The organism is Lutibacter sp. A80 (assembly GCF_022429645.1).
Taxonomy (GTDB): Bacteria; Bacteroidota; Bacteroidia; order Flavobacteriales; family Flavobacteriaceae; genus Lutibacter.
The window spans coordinates 1,875,572-1,901,708 of record NZ_CP092480.1; the positions used below are offsets into that span (position 1 = coordinate 1,875,572).

Sequence of the window (26,137 nt, forward strand, 5' to 3'; positions counted from 1 at the left end):
TTCACAAAAAAAGCTTCAACTAAATTATTTCTTCTAATATTTTTATGTATAAATCTACACCTTCTTCTATTTCATGAATGTAGATAAACTCGTCTGCTGTGTGCGAACGTAAACTTTCTCCTGGCCCTAATTTTAATGAAGGACAAGTTAATATTGCTTGATCTGAAATTGTTGGCGACCCATACGTACTTCTTCCTAATTTAACACCCGCTTTTACAATTGGATGTTCTTTAGGTATGGAAGAAGAGTTTAAACGCTGCGATCTAGGGCAGACCTCAGATTTTACATGCGCCTCTATAATTTCAAACACTTCCTGATTTGTATAACAATCGGTTACACGAACATCAACTACAAAACTACAACTTGAAGGAATAACATTGTGCTGATGACCTGCATTTATTTGCGTAACAGTCATTTTAACTTTTCCTAAGGTCTCCGATATTTTTGGAAATTCATAGGTTTTAAACCAATTAATATCTTCTAAAGCATTGTAAATTGCATTATCTCCTGTTCCGTGTGCTGCGTGACCCGATGTTCCTTTTGCTTCGCAATTCACCACCATTAAGCCTTTTTCTGAAATAGCTAAATTCATTAAAGTTGGCTCTCCAACAATTGCAAAATCTATTTTTGGCAATATTGGCACAATGCTCACTAAACTATTTGGCCCCGTGTTTTCTTCTTCAGCAGAAGCCACCATAAGAAAATTATAATTTAAATCTTCTCGTTCGTAGAAATACGTAAATGTTGCCAATAATGAAACTAAACATCCACCAGCATCATTACTCCCCAAACCATACAATTTTCCATCAACAATTTCCGGATTTAAAGGGTCTTTTGTATATCCTTTATTCGGTTTTACAGTATCGTGATGCGAGTTTAATAAAATGGTTTTTTTAGCAGGATCAAAGTGTTTGTTTTTTGCCCAAACATTGTAAACTTGACTTTCAAACTTAATATTGTGATCTATAAACCATTGCTTTATTAACAAAAATGTTTCACTCTCTTCCCCTGAAAAAGATTGCTTTGAAATTAAATTTTTAAGCAATTCAATGGCTTCTTTTGTAAGTTTTTCTATCATTATTTTAAACTTATTGTAGTGTATAAATCATTTGAATTTTGAATCATAGAAGCGTCTCCAATTTTCACTTTTTGAACACCTCTATTTAATGCATTAAAACAATTTTGCATTTTTGGAAGCATTCCATCTGAAATAATTCCTTCTGAAATTAACGTTTCATATTTAGATGAATTGATTTTTTTTATTACTGAATTTTTATCTTCAATAGTTGACAAAACACCTTTTAATTCAAATATAAAATTAAGTTCTGTATGGTATAAATCACTCATTCCAATAGAAACTTCCGAAGCAATTGTATCTGCATTTGTATTTAATAATTGTCCATTTTTATCGTGTGTAATTGCACAAAAAACAGGTGTTACATTATTTTGAAGCAACACATTTATTATTTCAGAATTAATTGCATCAACATCTCCTGCAAAACCGTAATCTATATCTTTTACAATGCGTTTATGCGCTAAAATACAATTGGCATCAGCTCCTGATAAACCCATAGCATTACAGCCAAAACTTTGTAATTTTGCTGTAATATTTTTATTTAACAAACCTGCATACACCATTGTTACCACTTCAACAGTAGCTGCATCTGTTACACGTCTTCCATTAATCATTTGAGGCTTTAAACCCATTGCCGAAGAAACTTCCGTAGCTTTTTTACCTCCTCCGTGAACCAGTATTTTTGGACCTTTTAATTCAGAAAAATCTTTTAAAAATGAAGTTAATGCAGCATTGTTATTTATAACATTTCCTCCAATTTTAACAATTTGTAAAGTTTGTTTATTCATTTTTAATTAGTGATGAGATTCTGAAACAAATTCAGAATTACGTTTTATAAATTTTCTAATATCTTCTTCAACACTATTTGCGCTGAATACGTTCTATTATTTGCTTCTTGAATTACAATTGAATTTGCTGAATCTATCACTTCATCTGCCACAACTACATTTCTTCTCACAGGCAAACAATGCATAAACTTACCATTGTTGGTCAACTTCATTTTATCAGCTGTAATCATCCAATTTTCATCTTCATTAAGCACTTTTCCGTAATCGTTAAAATTACTCCAATTCTTTGCATACACAAAATCGGCATTTTCAAATGCTTTTTCTTGATTGTATTCAATTTTAGAATTTTTAGTAATGTTTTCATCTAATTCATAACCTTCTGGATGTGTAATTACAAAATCGGCATCCTGTAATTGCATCATTTCAACAAAAGAATTTGCAACTGCTTGCGGCAATGCTTTTGGATGTGGCGCCCAAGACAATACTACTTTTGGTTTATGCGGAACTTTAAATTCTTCCATAGTAATAGCATCGGCCAAGGCTTGTAATGGATGTCCTGTGGCACTTTCCATATTTACTACTGGAATCCCAGCATATTTTTCAAAATTACTTAAAACTATTTCAGCTAAATCTTTTTCTTTATCTGTTAAGGAAGCAAACGCTCTAATTGCAACAATATCACAATACTGTGCAATCACTTGAGCAGCTTCTTTTACATGTTCCGATTTATTTTGGTTCATTACTACACCATCTTCAAACTCCAATTGCCAACCTTCACTTCCAAAATTCATTACAATAGGATTTAAACCTAAATTTTGAGCGGCTTTTTGAGTACTTAAGCGAGTTCTTAAACTATTATTAAAAAACAATAAGCAAATGGTTTTCCCTTTTCCTAAGTCTTGAAATTCAAGCTCGTTTTCCTTTAACTGAACTGCTTCTTTTACTGTTTGTTGTAAATTTTTTAAATCTTTTATATTCAGATAATGTTTCATCTGTATGTTATTTTGTGGTTATTTTAGTAAACTTAGATTTATTTTCAAGGGCTTCTACCATAAAGTTATCCGTTAACCCGTTTAAAATCCATGTTTCAATTTCTGCTTTTTGTGCAATTTCAGCTGCGGCAATTTTTGTTACCATGCCCCCTGTTCCGTGTAATGATATTGAACTTTGTATCTGATTTTTTAAAGTTTCAACATTTGAAGTTTCTTTAATAGTTTCAAGACTGTTTGAATCAATAGATTCTTTTGTATAAACTCCGTTTGTATTTGTAGCTATTAATAATAAGTCAACATCTAACAACACTGCTGCTAAAGCAGATAGTCTATCGTTATCTCCAAACTTAATCTCATCGGTTGCCACGGTATCATTTTCATTAATAATTGGAATATAATTATTTTCAATTAACACATTAATGGTATCTTTAATATTTGTACGTGATTCTTCTTTCTTAAAATCTGAATACGATAATAAACACTGTGAAGTTAACAAACCTAGTTCCCAAAAATTTTCATGAAAAATTCGCATTAAATGTGGCTGCCCAATAGATGCTAAAGCCTGTTTTACGTTTATTGGTTTTCCATTACTTTCTAAATCAACAAACTGTTTTGCTACAGCAATTGCTCCAGAACTTACTATAACAAACTCGTACTTATCCTTTAATAAAGCTATTTGACGAGCAATATCTTCTAATTTCCCTCTTGAAATTTGATTGGTTTCTTTTGTTAAAACATTAGAGCCAATTTTTAGTAAGATTCGCTTTTTATCTAATTTGCCCATCTCCAAAAATATACCATTTATTTGTTACTAAATGCTGTAAACCCATTGGCCCTCTATGATGCAGTTTATCTGTACTTATTGCTAATTCGCCTCCCAAACCAAACTGTCCGCCATCGGTAAAACGAGTGGATGCATTTTGATAAACTGCCGCTGTATCTACAGATTGCATAAAAACTTGAGCAGTTTCATTCGTTGTTGTAATTATAGAAGCCGAATGTCCACCTCCATATTTATTTATTTTAGCAATGGCTTTATTTATATTTTCAATACTTCCTAAAACAATTTTATAATCTAAAAACTCTTCAAACCAAATTTCATCACTTTTTATCTCTTTCACGTGATCATATTTTGAAATAATAGCATCACCTAAAATTTTGACATCTGCCGCTATTAGTTTTTCAATTAAATTTTTAACAAAATTAGTTTTAGAAATTAACTCATCGTGAATTAACACTTTATCAACAGCATTGCACGCAGAAATTTTAGCCGTTTTGGCATTTAAAATAACATTTAAGGCTACGTTTAAATCTGCTTCAGCATCTACATAAACAAAGTTATTTCCACGTCCGCTAACAATTACGGGGCAAGATGCATTTTGTTTTACAAATTTAATTAGTCTTTCACCTCCACGTGGCACAATTAAATCTACTTTTTGAGTTGGATTTTCTAAAAAAGCTTGTGTTTCGGTTCTATTATAATTTAAATAAGCTACCCAATCTGTAGAAATATCATGAGCCTTTAAAGCTTGATGCCATAAGTCAACAATTTTTAAGTTGGATTTAGCAGATTCTTTCCCTCCTTTTAGTAAAATTTTATTACCAGATTTAAAAGCAATTCCTGCAGCTTCAACGGTAACGTCTGGCCTAGATTCATAAATAATTAAAACCGTACCAAAAGGTGCGGTTTTATTAATTATGTTCATTCCATTTGTATGCTTAAAATTATAAAGTTCTTTGTTTAACGGATCAACATCTGCAACTAATTGCTGTAAGGACAATATCATTCCTTCAATTTTTGCAGTATCTACTTTTAAACGGTCGTACATTGCTAAATCACCGCCTTTATAAGCATCGACTTCAATTTTATTAACGGCCAAAATTTCAGATTGTTTCTTCTGAATTAATTCGGCCATTGTTAGCAACACATTATTTCTTTGTTGTTCTGTTAGCATCGCATTCATTATACTAAAACTTCTTTTAGAGCTTTTATAAAAATTGCCACTTGTTCTTTTGTTATTGTTAAAGGAGGTAAAATTCTTAATAAATTTTTATTACTAGATCCTCCAGTAAAAATATGTTTATCAAAAATTAATTTTTTACGTAATTCTCCAACTTCAAAATCAAATTCGAGGCCTAACATTAAACCTTTTCCTTTTACTTTTTTAATTTTTGGAACCGATTTAATTTCTTCTAAAAAATAGCTATAAACATCATTTACATTCTCAATTAATTGCTCTTCTTCAATAATATCCAATACTGAAATTGCTGCTGCACAGGCTAAATGATTACCTCCAAAAGTGGTACCCAACATACCGTATTTCGCTTTAATTTTTTTTGAAATTAAAACACCTCCAATTGGAAATCCGTTTGCCATTCCTTTGGCAGTAGTAATAATATCTGGCTTAATTTTATGATGTTGAAATGCAAAAAATTGACCACTTCTACCGTAACCAGATTGAATTTCATCTAGAATTAATATGGTTTTAGTTTTTTTACACTCTTTTCTAACTTTTTTAAAGAATTTTTTCTTTCCTTCATCTAAACCTCCAACACCTTGAATTCCCTCAATAATTACAGCAGCCACATCTCCTTTACCCAGCTCGTGAACCACCAATTCAATATTATTTAAAGGAAGAAAAGTTACTTGTTGTTGTAAATTTATAGGTGCGTTTATATTTAAATTATCAGTAGCTGCAACTGCAGCTGATGTTCTACCATGAAAAGCATTTTTAAAAGAAAGAACTCTACTTTTACCTGTTATAAAAGATGCCAATTTTAAAGCATTTTCATTAGCTTCGGCTCCAGAATTACATAAAAACAAGTTGTATTTATCACAACCTGAAATACGCCCTAATTTCTCAGCTAATTCATGTTGTAATGGATTTTGAATTGAGTTAGAATAAAATCCTATTTTCTCAATTTGTTCTTTTATAGCTGTAACATATTTTGGATGCGAATGTCCCACAGAAATAACTCCATGGCCACCATATAAATCTAAATATTTTGTTCCTTTATCATCCCAAACATAAGCGCCTTCAGCTTTTACAGGTGTTACATTATACAACGGATAAACATCGAATAGTTCCATAATTTATATATTTTAAATCTGATTAATTTTTTCAAAAGAAGTAACTAAACCCCTTATTAATGAAGCGCTTAAACCTTGATGTTCCATTTCGTTTAAACCTTCTATTGTACAACCGCTTGGCGTAGTTACCTTATCAATTTCTTCTTCAGGATGATTTCCTGATTTAATTAATAAACTAGCTGCACCTAATGCAGTTTGCATAGATAACTCTTGAGCCTCTTTAGCATCAAAACCTAATTGAACTGCACCTTGCGTTGTAGCTCTAATTAAACGCATCCAAAAAGCAATTCCACTAGCACAAATAACAGTTGCTGCTTGCATTAAATTTTCTTCAATACACATAGTTTGACCTAAAGAGTTAAAGATACTTTTTGCCAATTCAATATTTTTAACACCTTTTGAATTTGCACTCATACAAGTCATAGATTGTTTAACTGAGATTGCGGTATTCGGCATACTTCTAACAATAGCTACTTCATTTCCAATAACAGCTTCTAGATCTGCTATTTTTCTACCCGTTACCACAGAAATTATGGTATGCCTTTTAGGATTTACCACCTCTTTAATTTCTTCTAAAACACCCTGTAAATGAGCTGGCTGCACCGCAATAATTATAACATCTGAAAAACGAACTGCTTTTCTATTATCGGTCGAAATTTTTACGTTTGGTAACTTATACCACGATTCTAAAGATTTTGTATTTCGTTTAGTTAAGTATAAATTCTTGAACTTAAAATTTTCTTGTGATAAAATTCCAAGAGCAATTGAATACCCTAAATTTCCTGTACCTAAAATTGCTATTTTCATAATTATTATTGCTCGTTATTGTTTAATTGTTTAGGAACCTTAAGTTTGCAACAAACTAAAATGAATTCGCTTTTAATTTTAATCCTTCTGTTTCTTCAAAACCAAACATTAAGTTCATATTTTGAATTGCTTGACCAGATGCTCCTTTCAGTAAATTATCAATTTCTGAAGTTATTAATAGCATTCCTTCATGTTTTTGTAAATGCAAAAAGCAATTATTTGTATTTACAACTTGTTTTAAATTAATTGGCGTTTTAGATACGTGTGTAAAAACAGCATCTTTATAAAAATCTTCAAATAAATTAAATGCTTTTTCTATACTTTCATCGAATTTTAAATAGATTGACGCAAATATTCCACGACTAAAATTCCCTCTATTTGGTATAAAAAACAAGTCTTTATTAAAATTATTTTGAAGGCTTTTTAGACTTTCTCCAATTTCACCTAAATGTTGATGTGTAAATGCTTTATAAATCGAAAAATTATTATCTCTCCAAGCAAAATGCGTAGTTGCACCTGGAGAAACTCCCGCGCCTGTAGCACCAGTTGTTGCGTTAATATGCACCGAACTGTTTAACAAACCTGCTTTTGCTAATGGCAATAAAGCCAACTCAATTGATGTTGCAAAACAACCTGGATTTGCTATATTTTTTGCTGTTTTAATCTTTTCTTTTTGAAGTTCTGGAAGTCCATATACAAATTCTTTCCCTTGAAAAACAGCATCGGCTTCAAGTCTAAAATCGTTACTTAAATCGATAATTTTTGTGTTTTCAGAAAATGAATTATTCTCTAAAAATGCGGTGGAATTTCCATGTCCTAAGCATAAAAACAACACATCAACTTCAGAATTAATTTCACTTGAAAATTTTAAATCTAGCGCTCCTAATAAATCTTGATGCACTTGATAAATATAGTTTCCAGCATTAGAAGTGCTATACACAAAATCTAATGCTACTTTTGGGTGATTTACCAATAATCTAATTAATTCTCCTGCAGTATATCCTGCTCCTCCAACAATTCCAACTTTAATCATAATTCTGAATTTACGCTATGATAGATTTTATTAGCAGTTCCTAAAATTTTAATAAATCCTTTAGCATCTTCTGCATCCCAAGCTTTATTTGTTTCACCATATTCACCAAATTTAGATTTCATTAAATCGTGTTTAGAATCAATTCCATTTAAACTGAAATGGTACGGTTTTAGAGTTACAAAAACTTCACCTGTTACTACTCTTTGTGAGCTTGTTAAATAAGCTTCAATATCTCTCATTACAGGCTCAAAATATTGTCCATCGTGCAATAATGTTCCGTAAGTACTACCTAAACCTTCTTTTAAATTTTGTTGCGCTTTAGAAAGTACATGTTTTTCTAATAAATGATGCGCTTTAATAATTACGGTTGCAGCCGCTGCTTCAAATCCAACCCTTCCTTTAATACCAACAATGGTATCTCCAACATGAATATCTCTACCAATAGCATATTTTGAAGCTAGTTCTTCAACTTTTAAAATATTGTTTACAGGTGTATCCATTTCATCATTTACTCCAACCAACTGACCTTTTTCAAAATGAAGTTTTAAATCTGATGGCTCAGTTTTTTCTAACTGACTTGGATATGCTTCTTCTGGTAATGCTTGGTGTGATGTTAGTGTTTCAACACCTCCAACGCTTGTTCCCCAAATTCCTTTATTTATTGAATATTTTGCTTGAGACCAAGGATAATCTACACCGTGTTTTTTTAAATAATCAATTTCTTCTTTTCTAGATAATTTTAAATCTCTAATTGGTGTAATAATTTCAATTTCTGGAGCTAATGTTTGAAAAATCATATCAAAACGAACTTGATCGTTTCCTGCTCCTGTACTTCCATGAGCTATATATTTAGCGTTTAGTTTTTTAGCATATTCAACAACTTCAATTGCTTGAAAAACACGCTCTGCACTTACAGATAATGGATACGTATTATTTTTTAACACATTACCATACACCATATATTTAATGGCTTTCTCATAATAAATATCTAAAATATTATGATTGGTATGCGATTTAACCCCCATATCATAGGCTTTTGCTTCAACAACTTTTAATTCTTCCGAAGAAAAACCTCCCGTGTTTACTAATACACTGTGAACTTCTAAATTTAGTTCGTTTTGTAAATACTTTACACAATAAGATGTGTCTAAACCTCCGCTATATGCTACTACAACTTTTTCCATGACTTTTATTTATTACTTTTTTTTAAAAACAATGATTGCTTAATTTTTTTTAATCTGTTTAATACTTTTGAATTGTATTTGTGTCTTTTTACATTTTTTTGAACCTTTGGATCATATAACATCCCAGTACACAAACACATTTTTCGATTTGTTCTAGTTAAAACATCAAAATTCTTACAGGTTCTACACCCATTCCAGAAAGCTTCGTCTGTAGTTAATTCAGAAAAGGTTACTGGTTGATAACCTAATTCGTAATTAATTTTTAATACTGCTAGCCCTGTAGTAATACCAAATACTTTTGCTTCTGGATATTTTTCTAATGAATACTCAAGTATTTTCTTTTTAATAGTTTTTGCCAAACCTTGGTTTCTAAAATTTGGATGTACAATTAAACCAGAGTTTACTACAAAGGAAGAATTGTCCCAAGTTTCTATATAACAAAACCCAGCAAATTCATCATTTTCAATAGCAATTACAGCATCACCTGTACTTATTTTTTTTATGATATATTCAGGAGTTCTTTGTGCAATACCTGTACCTCTAACCTTGGCAGACTCTTCAATAGTCTCACAAATTAACTCAGCATATTTAATATGCGATATATTAGCAATAACAACTTTCATTGATTACTTTTTAAATTTTATAAATGTATTTTGATGTTTTGTTTGAAATGTGAAAACGGACGCACCGTAATCAATAGAAATTTAAGCCCTCAAGGGGCGACGAGTAAAGCGGCGTGTATTTAATATGTTAAAACGCTGTGTTTTCATTGACACAAATTTACACAAATATTTTAAAGCAAACATCAATTTGTTTAATAATTAACAATATTTTTATTAAATTGTTTATTATTAACAATCTTCTTTATCAAAGACCTTATATTTTAAACTAAAAATTGAAACAATTGTTGATTTTCATTTAAATATTCACTTAAAAATCCTTTTTGTTCCATTCTTTCCATTAAAGGTTTAAAATCACTTTTAGATTTTAATTCTATACCAACTACTGCCGGCCCTTTATCTCTATTATTCTTTTTGGTATATTCAAAATATGCAATATCATCATTAGGACCTAAAACGTCAACTACAAATTCCTTTAAAGCTCCTGCTCTTTGTGGAAAACGGATAATAAAATAATGCTTTAAACCTTGATATAACAAGGCGCGCTCTTTCATTTCTTCCATTCGGGTAATATCATTATTACCTCCACTTACAATACAAACAACTGTTTTACCCTTAATTTGTTCTTTTTGTTTTTCTAAAGCTGCAATAGATAACGCTCCCGCTGGTTCTACCACCAAAGCATTTTCATTATACACCTTTAAAATAGTTTCACAGATTAAACCTTCGCAAATTGTGTCTGTTCCATTTAATAAACCTTTACAAAACTCAAACGTAAGTTCTCCCATACGTTTTACAGCAGCTCCATCAACAAATTTTTCTATTTCGCTTAAGGTGGTATTCTCTCCTTTTTCTAATGAAGTTGTTAAAGATGGTGCTCCTTTTGGTTCTACACCAATTAACTTTGTTGTTGGACTTAAGGTTTTAAATACACTTCCAACACCAGATGCTAGACCACCACCACCAACAGGCATATATAAATAATCTATCTGTGTATCTATATCATTTAGAATTTCTAAACCAATAGTTCCTTGTCCGGCAATTACATCTAAATCGTCAAACGGATGCACAAAAGTGCTATTATGAAGCTTACAAAATTCTGACGCAGCTTTTTGACTATCATCAAAGCTATCTCCAATTAGTTTAATATCAACAAAACTACCTCCAAACATAGTTACCTGTTGAATTTTTTGAGGCGGTGTTGTAACTGGCATAAAAACCGTACCGTGTACTTTTAACTTTTTACAAGCAAAAGCAACACCTTGTGCATGGTTACCTGCACTAGCACAAACAATTCCGTTTTTTAACTCATTATCAGATAAACCTTGAATTTTATTATAAGCACCTCTAATTTTATAAGAACGAACTACTTGTAGATCTTCTCTTTTAAAATAAATATTGGCATTATAATATTCTGAAAAGTTTTTCATAAACACTAAAGGAGTTGCATGTACAACTCCTTTAATGCTCTGCTGAGCTTTATATATTTCTTCTAATGAAATACTGTTTTTAATACTTTCACTCAAAATTTAAACTATTTTAATCATAGCAGTCATAGATGCTCTTAAAAATTCTCCAACTTCTTCAACTGGATGGTTTCTAATAACCGAATTTACCTCGATCAACTCTTTATTATCAACTGCTGTTTCCCCACCGTTAAATGGTTTTCCAATAAAATTACTTGGTGTTTTATTAATATAATCAGCTATTAAAGGTTTACAAGCGTGATCAAACAAATAACATCCATATTCTGCTGTATCAGAAATTACACGGTTCATTTCAAATAATTTTTTACGTGCAATTGTGTTTGCAATTAATGGTGTTTCGTGTAAAGATTCGTAATAAGCTGATGCATCAATAATACCCGATTCTGTCATTGCCTCAAAAGCTAATTCTACTCCTGCTTTTACAATAGCAACCATTAACACTCCATTATCAAAATATTCTTGTTCAGAAATTTCTACATCTGAAGCTGGTGTTTTTTCGAATGCTGTTTCTCCAGTTTCAGCTCTCCAAGTTAATAAGTTAACATCGTCATTTGCCCAATCTTCCATCATTGTTTTAGAAAAATGACCACTCATAATATCATCCATATGTTTTTGGAATAATGGACGCATAATATCTTTCAATTCTTCTGAAGCATTAAATGCAGCAATTTTTGCTGGATTTGACAAACGATCCATCATATTGGTAATTCCACCATGTTTTAAAGCTTCTGTAATTGTTTCCCAACCATATTGAATTAATTTTGAAGCGTAACCAGCATCAACACCTTCAGTAATCATTTTATCGAAACATAAAATAGAACCTGTTTGTAACAATCCACAAAGAATTGTTTGCTCACCCATTAAATCTGATTTCACCTCAGCAACAAATGAAGATTCTAACACACCTGCTGTATGTCCTCCTGTTCCAACAGCATAAGCTTTTGCATAATCCCAACCTTTTCCTTCAGGATCGTTTTCTGGATGCACAGCAATTAAAGTTGGTACTCCAAAACCTCTTTTAAACTCTTCTCTTACTTCAGAACCAGGTGATTTAGGTGCCACCATTATTACCGTAATATCTTTACGAATTTGCATTCCTTCCTCAACAATATTAAATCCGTGAGAATAAGATAATGCAGCTCCTTTTTTCATTAAAGGCATTACTGCAGATACTACTGCGGTATGTTGCTTATCTGGCGTTAAGTTAATTAACAAATCTGCTGTAGGAATCATTTCTTCATAGGTTCCAACTGCAAAATTGTTTTCACTTGCATTTAAGAACGATTGCCTTTTTTCAGCAATTGCAGCTGGTCTTAAAGTATAAGAAACATCTAAACCAGAATCTCTCATATTTAAACCTTGGTTTAAACCTTGGGCTCCACAACCTACTATTACTATTTTTTTACCTTTTAAAGCCGCTACACCTTCACTAAATTCTGTAGGATCCATAAATCTACATCTTCCTAACTGATCTAATTTATCTCTTAATGAAAGTGTGTTAAAATAATTTGCCATTTTCTTTTTATTTTTGTTAATCTTTTTATTTGTTATTTAAAGCCTAAAAATAATTTACTATTATTTTTTAGTCTAATTAATTTCTGCTAATAATTGAGATATTTCCATTTTTGGTCGTGTAATTGCAATACGTCCTGAACGAACAAATTGTAACAAGCCATAAGGTTTTAATTTCCTATACATTTTGTCAATATTTTCTTTTGTTCCGGAAGCTTCAATAACGAAAAAACTTTCAGTTATTGTAAGTATATGCGCTCTTCTAAATTTAAATTTCTTCTGAAGTTTCTCATCATTTAAATGTTCTGTTGAAATTTTAAACAACGCTGTCTCATTATAAATAATTTCATCTTGTGTGTGATAGAAGGCACGTATTACTTCAATTTGTTTTTCTAATTGTCCAGCAACTTTTCTAGCTAATACTTCAGATATGTTTACTACAAATGTAAATCTGTGCACATGTTCTATCTCCGATTTTGAAACAGACATACTCTCGATATTAATATGTCGTTTTAAAAATATTGCCGAAAGGCGATTTAATATTCCTACGTTATTTTCAGTATATACTGAAAATGTAAAATTTTTAATTACTTCCATTTTAACTTAATCTTATATCTGAAACACTTGCTCCTGTTGGTATCATAGGAAAAACATTATCCTCTTGCTCAATAATAACCTCTAAAAAATAAGCTTCTTTTGAAGCCATCATTGTTTTAATTGCTTCTGCTAAATCCTCACGTTTTGAAACTCTTTGCGCTTCAATATCATATGCTCCAGCTAATTTTACAAAATCTGGACTTACCATTTCTGTAGAGGCATAACGTTTATCAAAAAATAATTCTTGCCATTGGCGTACCATTCCTAAATAGCTATTATTTAAAACCACAATTTTAACAGCAGCTTTTGTTTGCAGAATAGTTCCTAATTCATTACAAGTCATTTGGTAACCACCATCACCAATAATAGCAACTACTTCTCTATTTGGCACTCCCATTTTTGCTCCAATTGAAGCTGGTAAAGCAAATCCCATAGTTCCTAAACCTCCTGAGGTTACGTTACTTCTTGTTTTAATAAAATCGGCATAACGACAGGCAAACATTTGATGTTGCCCTACATCTGAAACTATTACCGCATCTCCATTGGTTTCTTTATTAATACCTCCTAAAACTTCACCCATTGTTAAACCTGGTTTTGTTGGATTTAGTTGATCATTAATAACTTGATCTTTTTCAATTTGAAGTAACTTATCAAATTCTTGCATCCATATTTTATGATCCGATTTCTTAACATACTGCATAATTTCTACTAATGTCTGCTTAACTGTTCCTAATACAGCTACGTCAGTTTCTACATTTTTATCAACTTCTGCAGGATCAATTTCAAAATGAATCACTTTTGCTTGTTTTGCATAGGTTTGTAAATTCCCTGTAACCCTATCATCAAAACGCATTCCAATAGCAATTAAAACATCACATGAATTAGTTAAAACATTTGGTGCATAATTTCCGTGCATCCCCACCATTCCAACATTTAACGGGTGACTTGTTTCTAAAGCAGAAAGCCCTAAAACTGTTGATGCAGAAGGAATATCTGTTTTTTCTATAAAGCTTTTAAATTCTTCTTCAGCACCTCCAATAATTACTCCTTGTCCCCAAACTATTAATGGTTTTTTTGCCGCATTAATTAGCTCAGCAGCTTCTTTTATTTTTTCAATATCAAATTTAGGAATAGCTCTATAACTTCTTATTTTTTCACATTTTTGATACTCAAAATCTAATTCACCAAACTGTGCGTCTTTTGTAATATCAATTAATACTGGTCCTGGACGTCCAGACTTAGCAATATAAAATGCTTTAGCCATAACTTCAGGTATTTCTGAAGCCTTAGTAATTTGATAATTCCATTTTGTTACTGGTGTAGAAATACCAATAATATCTGTTTCTTGAAAAGCATCAGACCCTAATAAATGTGAAGCTACTTGCCCTGTAATACAGACTAAAGGTGTAGAATCTATTTGCGCATCTGCAATACCTGTTACTAAATTTGTTGCACCTGGACCTGAAGTTGCAAATACAACTCCTGGTTTACCTGTAACACGTGCAAAACCTTGAGCTGCATGAATTGCTCCTTGCTCATGACGTGTTAGAACATGGTGAAATTTTTCACGATATTTATATATCTCATCATATACTGGCATAATGGCCCCTCCTGGGTAGCCATAAGCTAAATCGGCACCTTCTTCTAATAAACATTTTAGAACTGCCTCAGCACCTGATACTTTAACAGCTGCTGTTGTTTTTTTTTCTTGAACCTGTTTACTCAATGTCTCCATAGGTTTAAAATTTATCCGTTACACACCCTTCAGAAGCAGATGAAACGGTTTTTGCATATTTATATAATATTCCTTTTGTATGTTTTAATTCTGGTGCTTTCCATTGTTCTTTTCTTTTGACCAATTCAGCATCGGAAATTTTCATATTAATTGTTTTATTAACTGCATCTATTACAATTATATCTCCATCTTTTACCAATCCAATTCCTCCTCCACTTTGGGCTTCAGGTGTAATATGTCCCACTACAAATCCGTGTGTTCCTCCTGAAAAGCGTCCATCCGTTATTAAAGCAACTGATTTTCCTAAACCTGCTCCCATAATCATAGAAGTTGGCTTTAACATTTCTGGCATTCCTGGTCCTCCTTTTGGACCTACATATCTAATTACTACAACATCTCCTCTAGATACTTTTCCAGCTCCAATACCATCATTTGCTTCTTGCTCACTATTAAAAACGACTGCTTTCCCTTCAAATAAATTCCCTTCTTTTCCACTTATTTTAGCAACCGAACCTTCTGCTGCTAGATTTCCATATAGAATTTGAAGATTCCCTGAAGATTTTAAAGCTTTATCTTTTGGATGAATTACCTGTTGATCGTCTTCAAAACTTAAAGGTTTTACATCTGCTAAATTTTCAGCTAGAGTTTTTCCAGTAACAGTCATACAATCTCCATGTAAATAACCTTCTTCTAACAAATATTTCATTACAGCTGGCGTACCTCCTACTCCATGAACATCTTCCATTAGATACTCTCCACTTGGTTTTAAATCTGCAATTAAAGGTGTTTTATCACTTACACGCTGAAAATCTTCTAATGTAAATTCTATTCCTGCAGCATGTGCAATAGCTAAATAATGCAATACAGCATTGGTTGACCCTCCTAAAGCATTTACCAAAGCAACTGCATTTTCTAACGATTTTTTAGTAATTATATCTAAAGGCTTTAAATCTAATTCCAATAAGTTTTTAATTGCAGCAGCAATACGTGCACTTTCATCTTGTTTATAAGGATTTTCTGCTGGAATAGAAGAATTATAAGGTAATGCAAACCCCAAAGCCTCTATAGAAGATGCCATTGTATTTGCGGTATACATACCTCCACAAGCACCTGCTCCTGGAATTGCGTTTTTTATAATTTCTTTATATTCTTCTTCTGATATTTCTCCAGCTATTTTTTGACCTAAAGCTTCAAAGGCAGAAACAATATTTAATTTTTTCCCATTGTATCTTCCTGAAGCAATAGTACCTCCATACACCATTAAAGATGGACGGTTTAAACGCAACATTGCAATAATTGCTCCTGGCATATTTTTATCACAACCTACAACAGTCACTAAACCATCGTAACTTTGTGCATTCATTACTATCTCAATAGAATCCGCAATAACATCTCTAGATGGTAAAGAATAATTCATTCCTGAAGTTCCCATAGAAATACCATCACTTACTCCAATAGTATTAAATACTAAACCAACTTCGTTGTTTTTATTAACAGCCTCTTTAATTTTACCAGCTAAACCATTTAAGTGCATATTACACGGATTGCCATCATAACCAGTACTTGCAATACCAATCTGTGGTTTTTTCATATCATCTTCAGATAACCCCACGCCATATAACATTGCTTGAGCTGCTGGTTGAGTAGCATCTTGAGTAACTCTTTTACTATATTTATTTAACTGCATTTAATTTAATATTTCTTTATATATTTTGAATTATCCTTAAAAATAATTCATTTTTATTGTTTACTTTTTAATAGGACACAAATTTACTTTAGTCATTTATTTTATCATTATTCCATTTACTTTTTTTACAATAGTCACAACAAGATATTTTACACTAAAATACTGTATAACAATATATTAACTCTTATTTTTTTACAATGATTATTTTATAAAAAAACCTTTACCAATATAAACAACCAAAAATCTCCAATTAATCAAATAAATTATTTATAACTAAAAGAGCCTTCCTAAAAAAAATTTAGGAAGGCTCAATAATTCTATATTAATTATAATAACAATCCTATCTACTTGTGAATAATCACAGAGACAATAATAGAAATGATATTAATAAGTATGTTTGTCATAATTGAACTACAAATATGTAACATTTTTTATTACTTTAAAAGTTTTTTTTCTTTTTGTTGAATAATTAATTCTACGGGTTCATTTTTAATTTTACTTTCTAACCAAGATAAAACATCTAAATATAAAAATGCACGTCTTTCAAAAGGATGGTTTTCATATTTTTTTAATTCGGCATGCAGTTTAATAAATTCTTTCTTTAAATCTTGTGGATAAATATTACTTAGATTCTTTAAAAATTCTATCATTTTCTTTTGAACCTCGTGTAAATCGTTCATTTTCAACAAAAACTTATATGTTGAAACAATTAATTTATCTATGTTATAATCTATTCCTGCTTCATAATGCGCAACTAAATTTAAAACTCGAGAAAAACACAATAAGTCTTCACGCATTTTTAGATCTTTATTTTGAATAATTTTCTCAAGATAAAAAATACACGTTTTATTATCTCCAGCTCCAAAATACATACAAGCAATTCTATAATAAAAAACCATTATATGATGCGCATCAATATGCCCTTCATATTTCTTAATTTCTTCAACTAGGTTTTTAACAAAATCTAAGCCATTTGTAAAGTTACCTTCTAAAAAATAAAGGCTCAGCATATTTTGATTGTAATATAAAAACGCCAAAGTTTTAGTGTTTTCATTTAAAACAATTACATTATTTTTAATATCAAAATCGAGGTTCTCTAATACTTTTTTAAACTTTTTTCGATATTTAATAAGGTATAAAGCTTCTGCTAAGTAGTTAACTCCTTTTAAATAAAAAACAGGATTTTGTTTTTTCATTTCAGGTTTCTCATCAAACAAATCAACCCATTTTTGAGCATATTTAAAACTCGAAACAAAATCTTGTTTTATTAAACTATGCCATAAATAAGCTTTATATAAGAAAAGTTTTTCTGTAAAACCTAGTTCTGATAATTCGTATTTCGGTATTCTTTTTTTAAAATACTCCGTTAATGCTTTAGAATCTATATTGTCTTTAGCATAGCCTGTTCGCAACATTAAACTATACAATTGCAACGACAGGTTAGACAACTTACTAATTCTAATATTTCTTAAGCTTAATTCTTTTGCTTGTATTGTAAGTTCATCAGCCCTATTACTCATACTTCTTGTAATATACTGGGACTCGATTATTTTCTCAAACTCAACAATTTCATATGCTAAATTATTTTCGCCATTATTAATTGCAACATCTTTTGCTTTATCTAATATTTTAAGACTTTGCTTATAAAGACCTTTATTATATAAAATTGTAGCAAAATCGAATTGCTCTCTAATTTGAGTCCGTATATTTTGGTGTACAGGGTTAAATCTTAAACTCACTAAAATCTGACGATATAAATGTGCCTTTGTATTAGAAATTTGTTGCTTTTTTATGTTTGTTTTTTCTAAAATAAGTTTATCATCATAGGCACTCACTTTATCTAACAGATTAAATAAAGAAATAAAATTTGCATCAGCATTTCCACCTAATCTACCTACATATAATTTAAATTGTCGCTTTTCAGATTTTGAAAGTGACTTAATTAATGTAAAAAGCGAATCTTTTTGTTCAATAGCCATTGTAACTATTTTATTTTTATCTTATTGAAAATCAATTACTTGCAAAAAATACAACTCGTTTGAATATAGTAAACAACCATATTTACCATAATTATAAAAAACGTATACTCATATTTTTGGTATTCAAAAGTGATAAAAAAAAATTAGAAATGAGTAAAAATCGAGTCCAAATTTTTGATACTACATTAAGAGATGGAGAACAAGTCCCAGGTTGCAAGTTAAATACTGAACAAAAATTAGTAATTGCCAAACGACTTGATTTATTAGGAGTAGACGTTATAGAAGCTGGATTTCCTATATCTAGCCCTGGTGACTTTACATCAGTTGAAGAGATTTCAAAATTAGTTAAAAACGCTACTGTATGTGGACTAACTAGAGCCAATAAAAAAGACATTGAAGTTGCTGCACAGGCATTAAAATATGCAAAAAAACCAAGAATACATACTGGTATTGGTACTTCAGAATCTCATATTAAATATAAGTTTAATTCCACACAAGATAAAATAATAGAACGTGCTTTCGAAGCTACTGCTTATGCTAAAAAGTTTGTAGAAGATGTAGAATTCTACGCTGAAGATGCTGGAAGAACTGATAACGAATATTTAGCAAGAGTTTTAGAACAAGTTATTAAAGCTGGTGCAACTGTTTTAAATATCCCAGATACAACAGGCTATTGCTTACCAGATGAATACGGAGCAAAAATAAAATACCTAAAAGAAAATGTAAAAGGTATTGACAATGTAACAATTTCTTGCCACTGCCATAACGATTTAGGTTTAGCTACTGCAAATGCAATCTCAGGAATCCAAAATGGTGCACGACAAATAGAATGTACTATTAATGGAATTGGAGAACGCGCAGGAAATACAGCCTTAGAAGAAGTTGTAATGATTATGAAACAACATCCGTATTTAAATTTAGATACCGGAATTAATACAAAATTATTATACGACACTAGCTTATTGGTGCAACGTAGTATGGGAATGTTAGTACAACCAAACAAAGCTGTTATAGGTGAAAATGCTTTTGCCCATAGTTCAGGGATTCATCAAGATGGAGTAATTAAAAATAGAGAAACCTACGAAATTATGAATCCAGAAGATGTTGGAGTTACTGAATCTTCAATTGTTTTAACTGCTAGAAGCGGTAGAGCTGCTTTAGCATATAGAGCTAAAAACATTGGATACGACTTAACCAAGATACAGTTAGATGACCTCTATCCTCAATTTTTAAAATTTGCAGACTTCCATAAAGAAGTGAATAATAACGACATTCACCACCTTATGGAATTAAATAAAATTCAAAAAACAAGCGTCCATATTTAACACCAAATATAATCCTATTAATTTTTTGTGTTTTATTAAAAATAATAACTTAAATTCACCTAAATTTTAGATTAAAAACACTCAATTAATATAGTTATGAAATTAAATATCGCTTTGCTTCCAGGCGATGGAATAGGTCCAGAAGTAACACAACAAGCAGTAAAAACATTAGATGCTGTTGCCGAAAAATACAACCATAAATTTGTATATAAATATGCAAACATTGGCGCAGTTGCTATAGAGGAAACCGGAAATCCATTACCCGACGCAACTTTAAAAACATGTATTGATGCAGATGCAATTTTATTTGGAGCTATTGGCGATCCAAAATATGATAATAATCTAACAATTAATGTTCGACCAGAACAAGGTTTATTAGAACTAAGAAAAAGTCTGGACTTATTTGCCAATATACGCCCTTTAGCAACCTATGACGCTCTAATTGATCAATCTAACTTAAAAGCACAAGTAATAAAAGATGTAGATTTTGTTATTTTTAGAGAACTAACAAGTGGTATTTATTTTGGTCATAAAGAATTAAGTGAAAATGGTAATGAAGCTACTGATGTTTGTAAATATACTATTGAAGAAATAGATAGAATTGCCCACTTAGCTTTTAAGAGTGCACAAATTAGGCGAAAAAAATTAACATTGGTTGATAAATCTAATATTTTAGAAACATCAAGATTATGGCGAAAACGTGTAATAGAAATTTCTAAAAATTACCCAACTGTAAATTTAGACTTTTTACTTGTTGACAATGCTGCAATGCAACTAATTTTAAACCCAAAACAGTTTGATGTAATCTTAACAGAAAACATGTTTGGAGATATTTTATCTGATGAAGCAAGTGTTATTTCAGGCTCCATAGGCCTGTTAGCTTCTGCTTCCATTGGCACAAATACTGCTATGTTCGAACCAATACATGGCTCGTATCCACAAGCAAAAGGAAAAAATATAGCAAATCCTTTAGCCGCAGTATTATCCGCAGCAATGCTTTTAGATCATTTCGAATTACATGAGGAGGCTGAAGCAATTAGATCAGCTGTTGAAAAATCAATTGAGTTAAACATAACAACACCCGATTTAAATAGCACCAATCATTTTTCAACAACTAATGTTGGGAATTTTTTAAGCGATTTTATTTTAGATGATGAAAATACATTTTACAACAAGAATAATATTGATTTAGGACAGTCAACAATTATTTAGTTTGTAATTAATTGTTAGTAAAATAAAAATTCTTCGACCAATCTTGAAAAGATGCAGTAAAAATGACTGACAAAGAACGTAGTATCCATAAAATTATTTCTAGTAAAAATAAGCCGCATTTAGATTTTAATTTAAAATCTAAAACTGAAAAATTTACAAACAAACTATTTTATACATTATTTGATGCAAACGCATGTGTTGCCAAAAACATAGAACAATTAGAGCTAGATTTTAATGAAATTTATAAATTAGCCTGCAGAGTTGATGCTGAATCTTGCGGTTCAATTTGGAATTCTTTTTTATCTGAACTTCCAGAAATTTTAGAAGATTTAAATTTAGACGCACAAGAATTGGTAAACAGCGACCCTGCATCTAATAATATAGAAGAAGTTTACTTAGCTTACCCTGGTTTTTTTGCTATTGCTATTTATAGATTAAGTCATAAATTGTATAAGCTTAAAACACCATTAATTCCAAGGTTAATGAGTGAATATGCTCATAGTAAAACTGGTACAGACATTCATCCAGGAGCAACTATTGGAAAATCATTTTTTATAGACCACGCTACAGGAACTGTAATTGGTGAAACTTGCTTAATTAAAAACCATGTAAAAATTTACCAAGGAGTTACTTTAGGTGCATTACAAGTTTCTAAGGATTTAAAAGATGTAAAAAGACACCCAACGGTTGAAGACAATGTAACAATATATGCCAATGCAACCATACTTGGAGGAGAAACCATTATAGGAAAAAATAGCATAATTGGTGGTAATGTTTGGATTACAGAATCAATTCCAGAAAACTCTTTAGTCTATCACAAAGCAGAAATTAGAATGAAACAAAAAAAATAGTACATGAAAACTAAAAGTTTATTCGATTTTATTGGGAACACACCTTTAGTTAAAGCTAAAAATATTTTAACCAAAGAAAATGTTTCGCTTTATCTTAAGTTAGAAGGAAATAACCCTGGAGGAAGCGTAAAAGATAGAGCGGCATACAACATGATAGCTTCAGCTTTAAAAAATGGTGACATCCAAAAAACAGACTATTTAATTGAAGCTACAAGTGGAAATACGGGTATTGCACTAGCAATGATTGCACAACAATTCGGAATCAATATTGAATTGGTAATGCCAGAAAACTCTACTAAAGAGAGGGTGCAAACTATGCGAGCTTATGGCGCAAAAGTTACCTTAACATCTAGTGAAACTGGCATTGAAGGCTCCAGAGCTTATGCTGAAAAAAAAGTAATAGAAAAAGGATATAAAATGCTTAATCAATTTGCTAATGAAGCTAATTGGCAAGCACATTATAAAACTACTGGACCAGAAATATGGAGAGATACTAATGGAGAAATCACCCATTTTGTTTCTGCAATGGGTACAACCGGTACCATTATGGGAACTTCTACCTTTTTAAAAGAAAAAAATAACAACATTCAAATAATTGGCGCACAACCAACCGATAATTCTAGAATTCCGGGTATAAGAAAATGGTCTCCAGAATTTTTGCCCAAAATATTTAATCCTAAAAAAGTAGATACCGTTATTGAAGTTAGCGAAAATGAAGCTAGAAAAATGACTAAAAGACTTGCAAAAGAAGAAGGTATTTTTGCAGGAATGAGCAGTGGTGGAGCCGTAACTGCAGCATTAAAATTATCAAAAACTATAGAAAAAGGCATTATAGTTGCCATAATTTGCGATCGTGGAGATCGTTATTTATCATCTGATTTATTTGAATAAAACGTTATAGCAACTATCCGTATTTTAGATTGGATAGCAACCTCTTTTATTGTATTTTTGTTTGTTAGAATACATACAAATCTTACCATGAAAAAAATACAAATGGTTGACCTCCAAAGTCAATACACCAAAATACAAGAACAAGTTGATTCTAAAATTTCAGAAGTTTTAAAATCTGCAGCTTATATAAATGGACCGGAAGTCCAGTCTTTTCAAAAAAATTTAGAAACTTATTTAAATGTAAAACACGTAATTCCTTGTGCAAATGGTACCGATGCTCTTCAAATCGCTATGATGGGATTAGGACTAGCTCCTGGAGACGAAGTTATTACAGTTGATTTTACCTTTGCTGCAACTGTTGAAGTAATTGCTTTATTACATTTAACTCCTGTTTTAGTAGATGTTGAAAAAGATACTTTTAACATAAATATTGAAGCATTAAAAAAAGCAATTACCCCAAAAACTAAAGCTATTGTTCCAGTACATTTATTTGGACAATGTGCAAATATGGAGGCAATTTTAGAAGTTGCAAAAGAATATAACTTATTTGTAATTGAAGATACAGCACAAGCTATTGGTGCCAACTACACCTTTAAAGATGGCACAACTAAAAAAGCAGGAACTATTGGAAATATAGGTACAACTTCATTCTTTCCTTCAAAAAATTTAGGTTGTTATGGTGATGGTGGTGCTATTTTTACAAATGATGATGATTTAGCACATACAATTAGAGGAATTGTAAACCACGGAATGTACAAACGCTATTACCACGATGTTGTAGGTGTTAATTCTAGATTAGACAGCGTACAAGCAGCTGTTTTAAATGTAAAATTACCTCTTCTAGATTCGTATTGTGAAGCTAGACAAAAAGCCGCTGCATACTACTCTAATGCTTTTGCTGGAAATGAAAACATAATTACACCTGCCACAAGCAACTTTACATCACATGTTTTTCATCAATATACATTACAAATTTTAACTGGTAAAAGAAACGAATTACACCAACATTTACTAGACAATGGAATTCCAAATGCCATTTACTACCCTGTACCACTTCACAGTCAAAAAGCATATAAAGACAAACGTTATAATGAGGATGATTTTAAAGTAACAAATGAATTAATTGATACTGTTATTTCTTTGCCAATGCACACAGAATTAGATGAAGAACAATTAAATTTTATTACATCAACAATTTTAAATTTTATAAATAAATAATGAAAAAAGTTTTAGTTACTGGAGGGTTAGGATTTATTGGCTCACACACAGTTGTAGAGTTACAAAATGAAGGTTTCGAAGTTCTTATTATTGATAATTTATCAAACTCAAGCATTGAAGTTTTAGATAAAATAACTTCAATTACAGGAACAAAACCTACATATTTTAATATCGATTTAAGAGAAAAAACTGCTGTTAAAGATTTTTTCGCAAATAATAAAGTAGATGGAATTATTCATTTTGCAGCATCTAAAGCAGTAGGTGAAAGTGTTCAAATGCCATTAGAATATTATGAAAACAATCTTGGTAGTTTAATTTCTATTTTACAAGAAATGAAAGCTAACAACTTAAATAACTTTATTTTTAGTTCATCTTGTACCGTTTATGGACAAGCAGATGAACTTCCAATTACAGAAAATGCACCTATAAAACCTGCGGAATCTCCTTACGGAAATACAAAACAAATTGGTGAAGAAATTATAAAAGATGCTACCAAAATTTCAGATTTAAAAGCTATTGCATTGCGTTATTTTAATCCAATTGGCTCACACGAATCTTCAAAAATTGGTGAATTACCTATTGGAATACCTCAAAACTTAATTCCTTATGTAGTACAAACTGCAGCTGGAATACGTAAAGAACTTTCCGTTTTTGGAAGTGATTACGATACACCTGACGGTACAGCCGTTAGAGATTACATTCATGTAGTTGACTTAGCAAAAGCACATATTGTTGCTTTAAAAAGACTTATTGAAAATAATAACAAAGCTCAATATGAAATTTTTAACTTAGGTACTGGTAAAGGAAATTCTGTTTTAGAAGTTATAAATACTTTTGAAAAAGTTACTGGTAAAAAAGTAAACTATAAATTAGTAGATAGACGGGAAGGCGACATTACAGCCGCTTATGCCGATACAAATTTTGCAAATGAAGAACTTGGATGGAAAGCTGAATTAACTCTAGATGAGGCTTTACTTTCTGCCTGGAAATGGCAAGAAGCTTTAAATAGCGAAAAGTAAACAACTCCTATTTTAAGTAACAACACACTATTAAAAAAGGGCTTTTAAATAAAATTTGAAAGCCCTTTTTATTTTATCTGTATAAAACTGTTAACCGCAAATTGCAACTGAGCGTTAGAAACTAAGCAACAGCTCCACTAGCAGAAACACTTCTATCTATTTTACGCATTAAACCTTGTAAAACCTTACCTGGTCCAACTTCAACAAATTCTGTTCCACCATCTGCAATCATAGCTTGCACGCATTGTGTCCAACGTACAGGCGCCGTTAATTGCGCTATTAAATTTCCTTTAATTTCATCTGGATTTGTAACCGCTTTTGCCACAACATTTTGATAAACCGGACAAATAGGTTCACTAAATACAGTATTTTTAATCGCTTCAGCTAATTCCTCTCTTGCTGGCGCCATTAAAGGAGAGTGAAATGCTCCACCAACTGGTAATTTTAAAGCACGTCTTGCTCCTTTTTCTGTTAGCAACTCACAAGCTTTATCTATAGCTGAAATTTCACCAGAAATAACCAACTGACCAGGACAATTATAATTAGCTGCCACTACTACACCATCAATACTAGCACATACTTCTTCAACAACATTATCATCTAAACCTAAAACTGCAGCCATTGTTGATTCTTGAGCTTCACAAGCTTTTTGCATTGCTAAAGCTCTTTTAGAAACCAATTTTAGACCATCTTCAAAAGTCAATACTCCATTAGCAACTAAAGCTGAAAGTTCACCTAAAGAATGCCCTGCAACCATTTCTGGTTTAAAATCATCTCCTAATGTTTTTGCCAAAATTACTGAATGCAAAAAAATTGCAGGCTGTGTTACTTTTGTTTGTTTTAAATCCTCTGCAGTACCTTCAAACATAATGTCTGTTATAGAAAAACCTAAAATACTGTTTGCTTTTTCAAAAAGTTCTTGAGCTAAGGGTGAGCTTTGATATAAATCTAATCCCATTCCGACAAATTGAGCTCCTTGACCTGGAAATATATATGCTTTCATTCTATTTATTTTATTCGATTTAAATTAAAAA

23 protein-coding genes are annotated in these 26,137 nt (G+C 31.2%); 6 read left to right on the forward strand and 17 right to left on the reverse strand.

The features are described 5' to 3' along the window. Positions 1–19: 19 nt before the first annotated feature. The 16 genes from MHL31_RS07995 to MHL31_RS08070 all read right to left on the reverse strand — a co-directional run bounded on the left by MHL31_RS07995 (position 20) and on the right by MHL31_RS08070 (position 18,587). Positions 20–1,078: a M20 family metallo-hydrolase gene (locus MHL31_RS07995; protein ID WP_240228686.1), complete on the reverse strand. Its 1,059-nt coding sequence runs from the start codon at positions 1,076–1,078 to the stop codon at positions 20–22. Further along, positions 1,078–1,863: an acetylglutamate kinase gene (argB, locus tag MHL31_RS08000; protein ID WP_240228687.1), complete on the reverse strand. Its 786-nt coding sequence runs from the start codon at positions 1,861–1,863 to the stop codon at positions 1,078–1,080. The genes MHL31_RS07995 and argB overlap by 1 nt, the downstream gene beginning before the upstream one ends. A 44-nt stretch (positions 1,864–1,907) precedes the next feature. Next, on the reverse strand, positions 1,908–2,855 hold the full coding sequence (locus MHL31_RS08005; protein WP_240228688.1) for an N-acetylornithine carbamoyltransferase: 948 nt from the start codon (positions 2,853–2,855) through the stop codon (positions 1,908–1,910). Positions 2,856–2,862: 7 nt separating this feature from the next. Then, positions 2,863–3,639 carry a glutamate 5-kinase gene (gene proB, locus MHL31_RS08010; protein WP_240228689.1) on the reverse strand — a complete coding sequence of 259 codons (777 nt, stop codon included), beginning with the start codon at positions 3,637–3,639 and terminating at the stop codon, positions 2,863–2,865. Then, positions 3,623–4,819, reverse strand: a complete 1,197-nt coding sequence (locus tag MHL31_RS08015) for a glutamate-5-semialdehyde dehydrogenase (RefSeq protein WP_240228690.1) — start codon at positions 4,817–4,819, stop codon at positions 3,623–3,625. The genes proB and MHL31_RS08015 overlap by 17 nt, the downstream gene beginning before the upstream one ends. Beyond that, positions 4,819–5,946, reverse strand: a complete 1,128-nt coding sequence (locus tag MHL31_RS08020; protein WP_240228691.1) for an aspartate aminotransferase family protein — start codon at positions 5,944–5,946, stop codon at positions 4,819–4,821. The genes MHL31_RS08015 and MHL31_RS08020 overlap by 1 nt, the downstream gene beginning before the upstream one ends. A 12-nt stretch (positions 5,947–5,958) precedes the next feature. After that, entirely contained in the window at positions 5,959–6,753 is a 795-nt protein-coding gene (gene proC / locus MHL31_RS08025; RefSeq protein WP_240228692.1) for a pyrroline-5-carboxylate reductase, read from the reverse strand. A 55-nt stretch (positions 6,754–6,808) separates the two neighbouring features. Continuing rightward, the gene (argC, locus tag MHL31_RS08030; protein WP_240228694.1) at positions 6,809–7,786 is read right to left on the reverse strand and encodes an N-acetyl-gamma-glutamyl-phosphate reductase; all 978 of its coding nucleotides are present in this window, start codon (positions 7,784–7,786) and stop codon (positions 6,809–6,811) included. Next, entirely contained in the window at positions 7,783–8,970 is a 1,188-nt protein-coding gene (locus tag MHL31_RS08035; protein WP_240228696.1) for an argininosuccinate synthase, read from the reverse strand. Before MHL31_RS08035 ends, argC begins: the two co-directional genes overlap by 4 nt. A 5-nt stretch (positions 8,971–8,975) precedes the next feature. Then, on the reverse strand, positions 8,976–9,593 hold the full coding sequence (locus MHL31_RS08040) for a GNAT family N-acetyltransferase (protein ID WP_240228698.1): 618 nt from the start codon (positions 9,591–9,593) through the stop codon (positions 8,976–8,978). A gap of 260 nt (positions 9,594–9,853) precedes the next feature. Continuing rightward, positions 9,854–11,119 carry a threonine ammonia-lyase IlvA gene (gene ilvA, locus MHL31_RS08045; protein ID WP_240228877.1) on the reverse strand — a complete coding sequence of 422 codons (1,266 nt, stop codon included), beginning with the start codon at positions 11,117–11,119 and terminating at the stop codon, positions 9,854–9,856. Continuing rightward, positions 11,120–12,592, reverse strand: a complete 1,473-nt coding sequence (ilvC, locus tag MHL31_RS08050; protein ID WP_240228699.1) for a ketol-acid reductoisomerase — start codon at positions 12,590–12,592, stop codon at positions 11,120–11,122. A 72-nt stretch (positions 12,593–12,664) separates the two neighbouring features. Further along, positions 12,665–13,186: an acetolactate synthase small subunit gene (gene ilvN / locus MHL31_RS08055; RefSeq protein WP_240228700.1), complete on the reverse strand. Its 522-nt coding sequence runs from the start codon at positions 13,184–13,186 to the stop codon at positions 12,665–12,667. 1 nt (position 13,187) lies between these two features. Further along, on the reverse strand, positions 13,188–14,921 hold the full coding sequence (ilvB, locus tag MHL31_RS08060) for a biosynthetic-type acetolactate synthase large subunit (RefSeq protein ID WP_240228701.1): 1,734 nt from the start codon (positions 14,919–14,921) through the stop codon (positions 13,188–13,190). A 4-nt stretch (positions 14,922–14,925) separates the two neighbouring features. Continuing rightward, on the reverse strand, positions 14,926–16,608 hold the full coding sequence (ilvD, locus tag MHL31_RS08065) for a dihydroxy-acid dehydratase (RefSeq protein ID WP_240228702.1): 1,683 nt from the start codon (positions 16,606–16,608) through the stop codon (positions 14,926–14,928). Between the two features lie 434 nt (positions 16,609–17,042). Next, complete coding sequence (locus tag MHL31_RS08070; protein WP_240228703.1) at positions 17,043–18,587, reverse strand: hypothetical protein; 1,545 nt, start codon at positions 18,585–18,587, stop codon at positions 17,043–17,045. Positions 18,588–18,736: 149 nt separating this feature from the next. Here MHL31_RS08070 and MHL31_RS08075 point away from each other — a divergent pair, with 149 nt between their 5' ends. From MHL31_RS08075 to galE, 6 genes are all read left to right on the forward strand, one after another. Beyond that, entirely contained in the window at positions 18,737–19,912 is a 1,176-nt protein-coding gene (locus MHL31_RS08075; protein ID WP_240228704.1) for a 2-isopropylmalate synthase, read from the forward strand. A 96-nt stretch (positions 19,913–20,008) separates the two neighbouring features. Beyond that, positions 20,009–21,124 (forward strand): 3-isopropylmalate dehydrogenase, encoded by a 1,116-nt coding sequence (gene leuB, locus MHL31_RS08080; RefSeq protein ID WP_240228710.1) that lies wholly within the window; start codon positions 20,009–20,011, stop codon positions 21,122–21,124. Between the two features lie 62 nt (positions 21,125–21,186). Further along, a complete protein-coding gene (gene epsC, locus MHL31_RS08085) occupies positions 21,187–21,975 on the forward strand; it encodes a serine O-acetyltransferase EpsC (RefSeq protein WP_240228712.1) in 789 nt (262 codons plus the stop codon). Between the two features lie 3 nt (positions 21,976–21,978). Next, positions 21,979–22,866: a cysteine synthase CysM gene (cysM, locus tag MHL31_RS08090; RefSeq protein ID WP_240228713.1), complete on the forward strand. Its 888-nt coding sequence runs from the start codon at positions 21,979–21,981 to the stop codon at positions 22,864–22,866. Positions 22,867–22,953: 87 nt separating this feature from the next. After that, positions 22,954–24,084 (forward strand): DegT/DnrJ/EryC1/StrS aminotransferase family protein, encoded by a 1,131-nt coding sequence (locus MHL31_RS08095; RefSeq protein ID WP_240228715.1) that lies wholly within the window; start codon positions 22,954–22,956, stop codon positions 24,082–24,084. After that, a complete protein-coding gene (gene galE, locus MHL31_RS08100) occupies positions 24,084–25,103 on the forward strand; it encodes a UDP-glucose 4-epimerase GalE (RefSeq protein WP_240228717.1) in 1,020 nt (339 codons plus the stop codon). Before MHL31_RS08095 ends, galE begins: the two co-directional genes overlap by 1 nt. Positions 25,104–25,224: 121 nt before the next feature. Here the strand turns inward: galE and fabD are convergent, their stop codons facing one another. After that, positions 25,225–26,106 (reverse strand): ACP S-malonyltransferase, encoded by an 882-nt coding sequence (gene fabD, locus MHL31_RS08105; RefSeq protein ID WP_240228725.1) that lies wholly within the window; start codon positions 26,104–26,106, stop codon positions 25,225–25,227. Between the last annotated feature and the right edge of the window lie 31 nt (positions 26,107–26,137).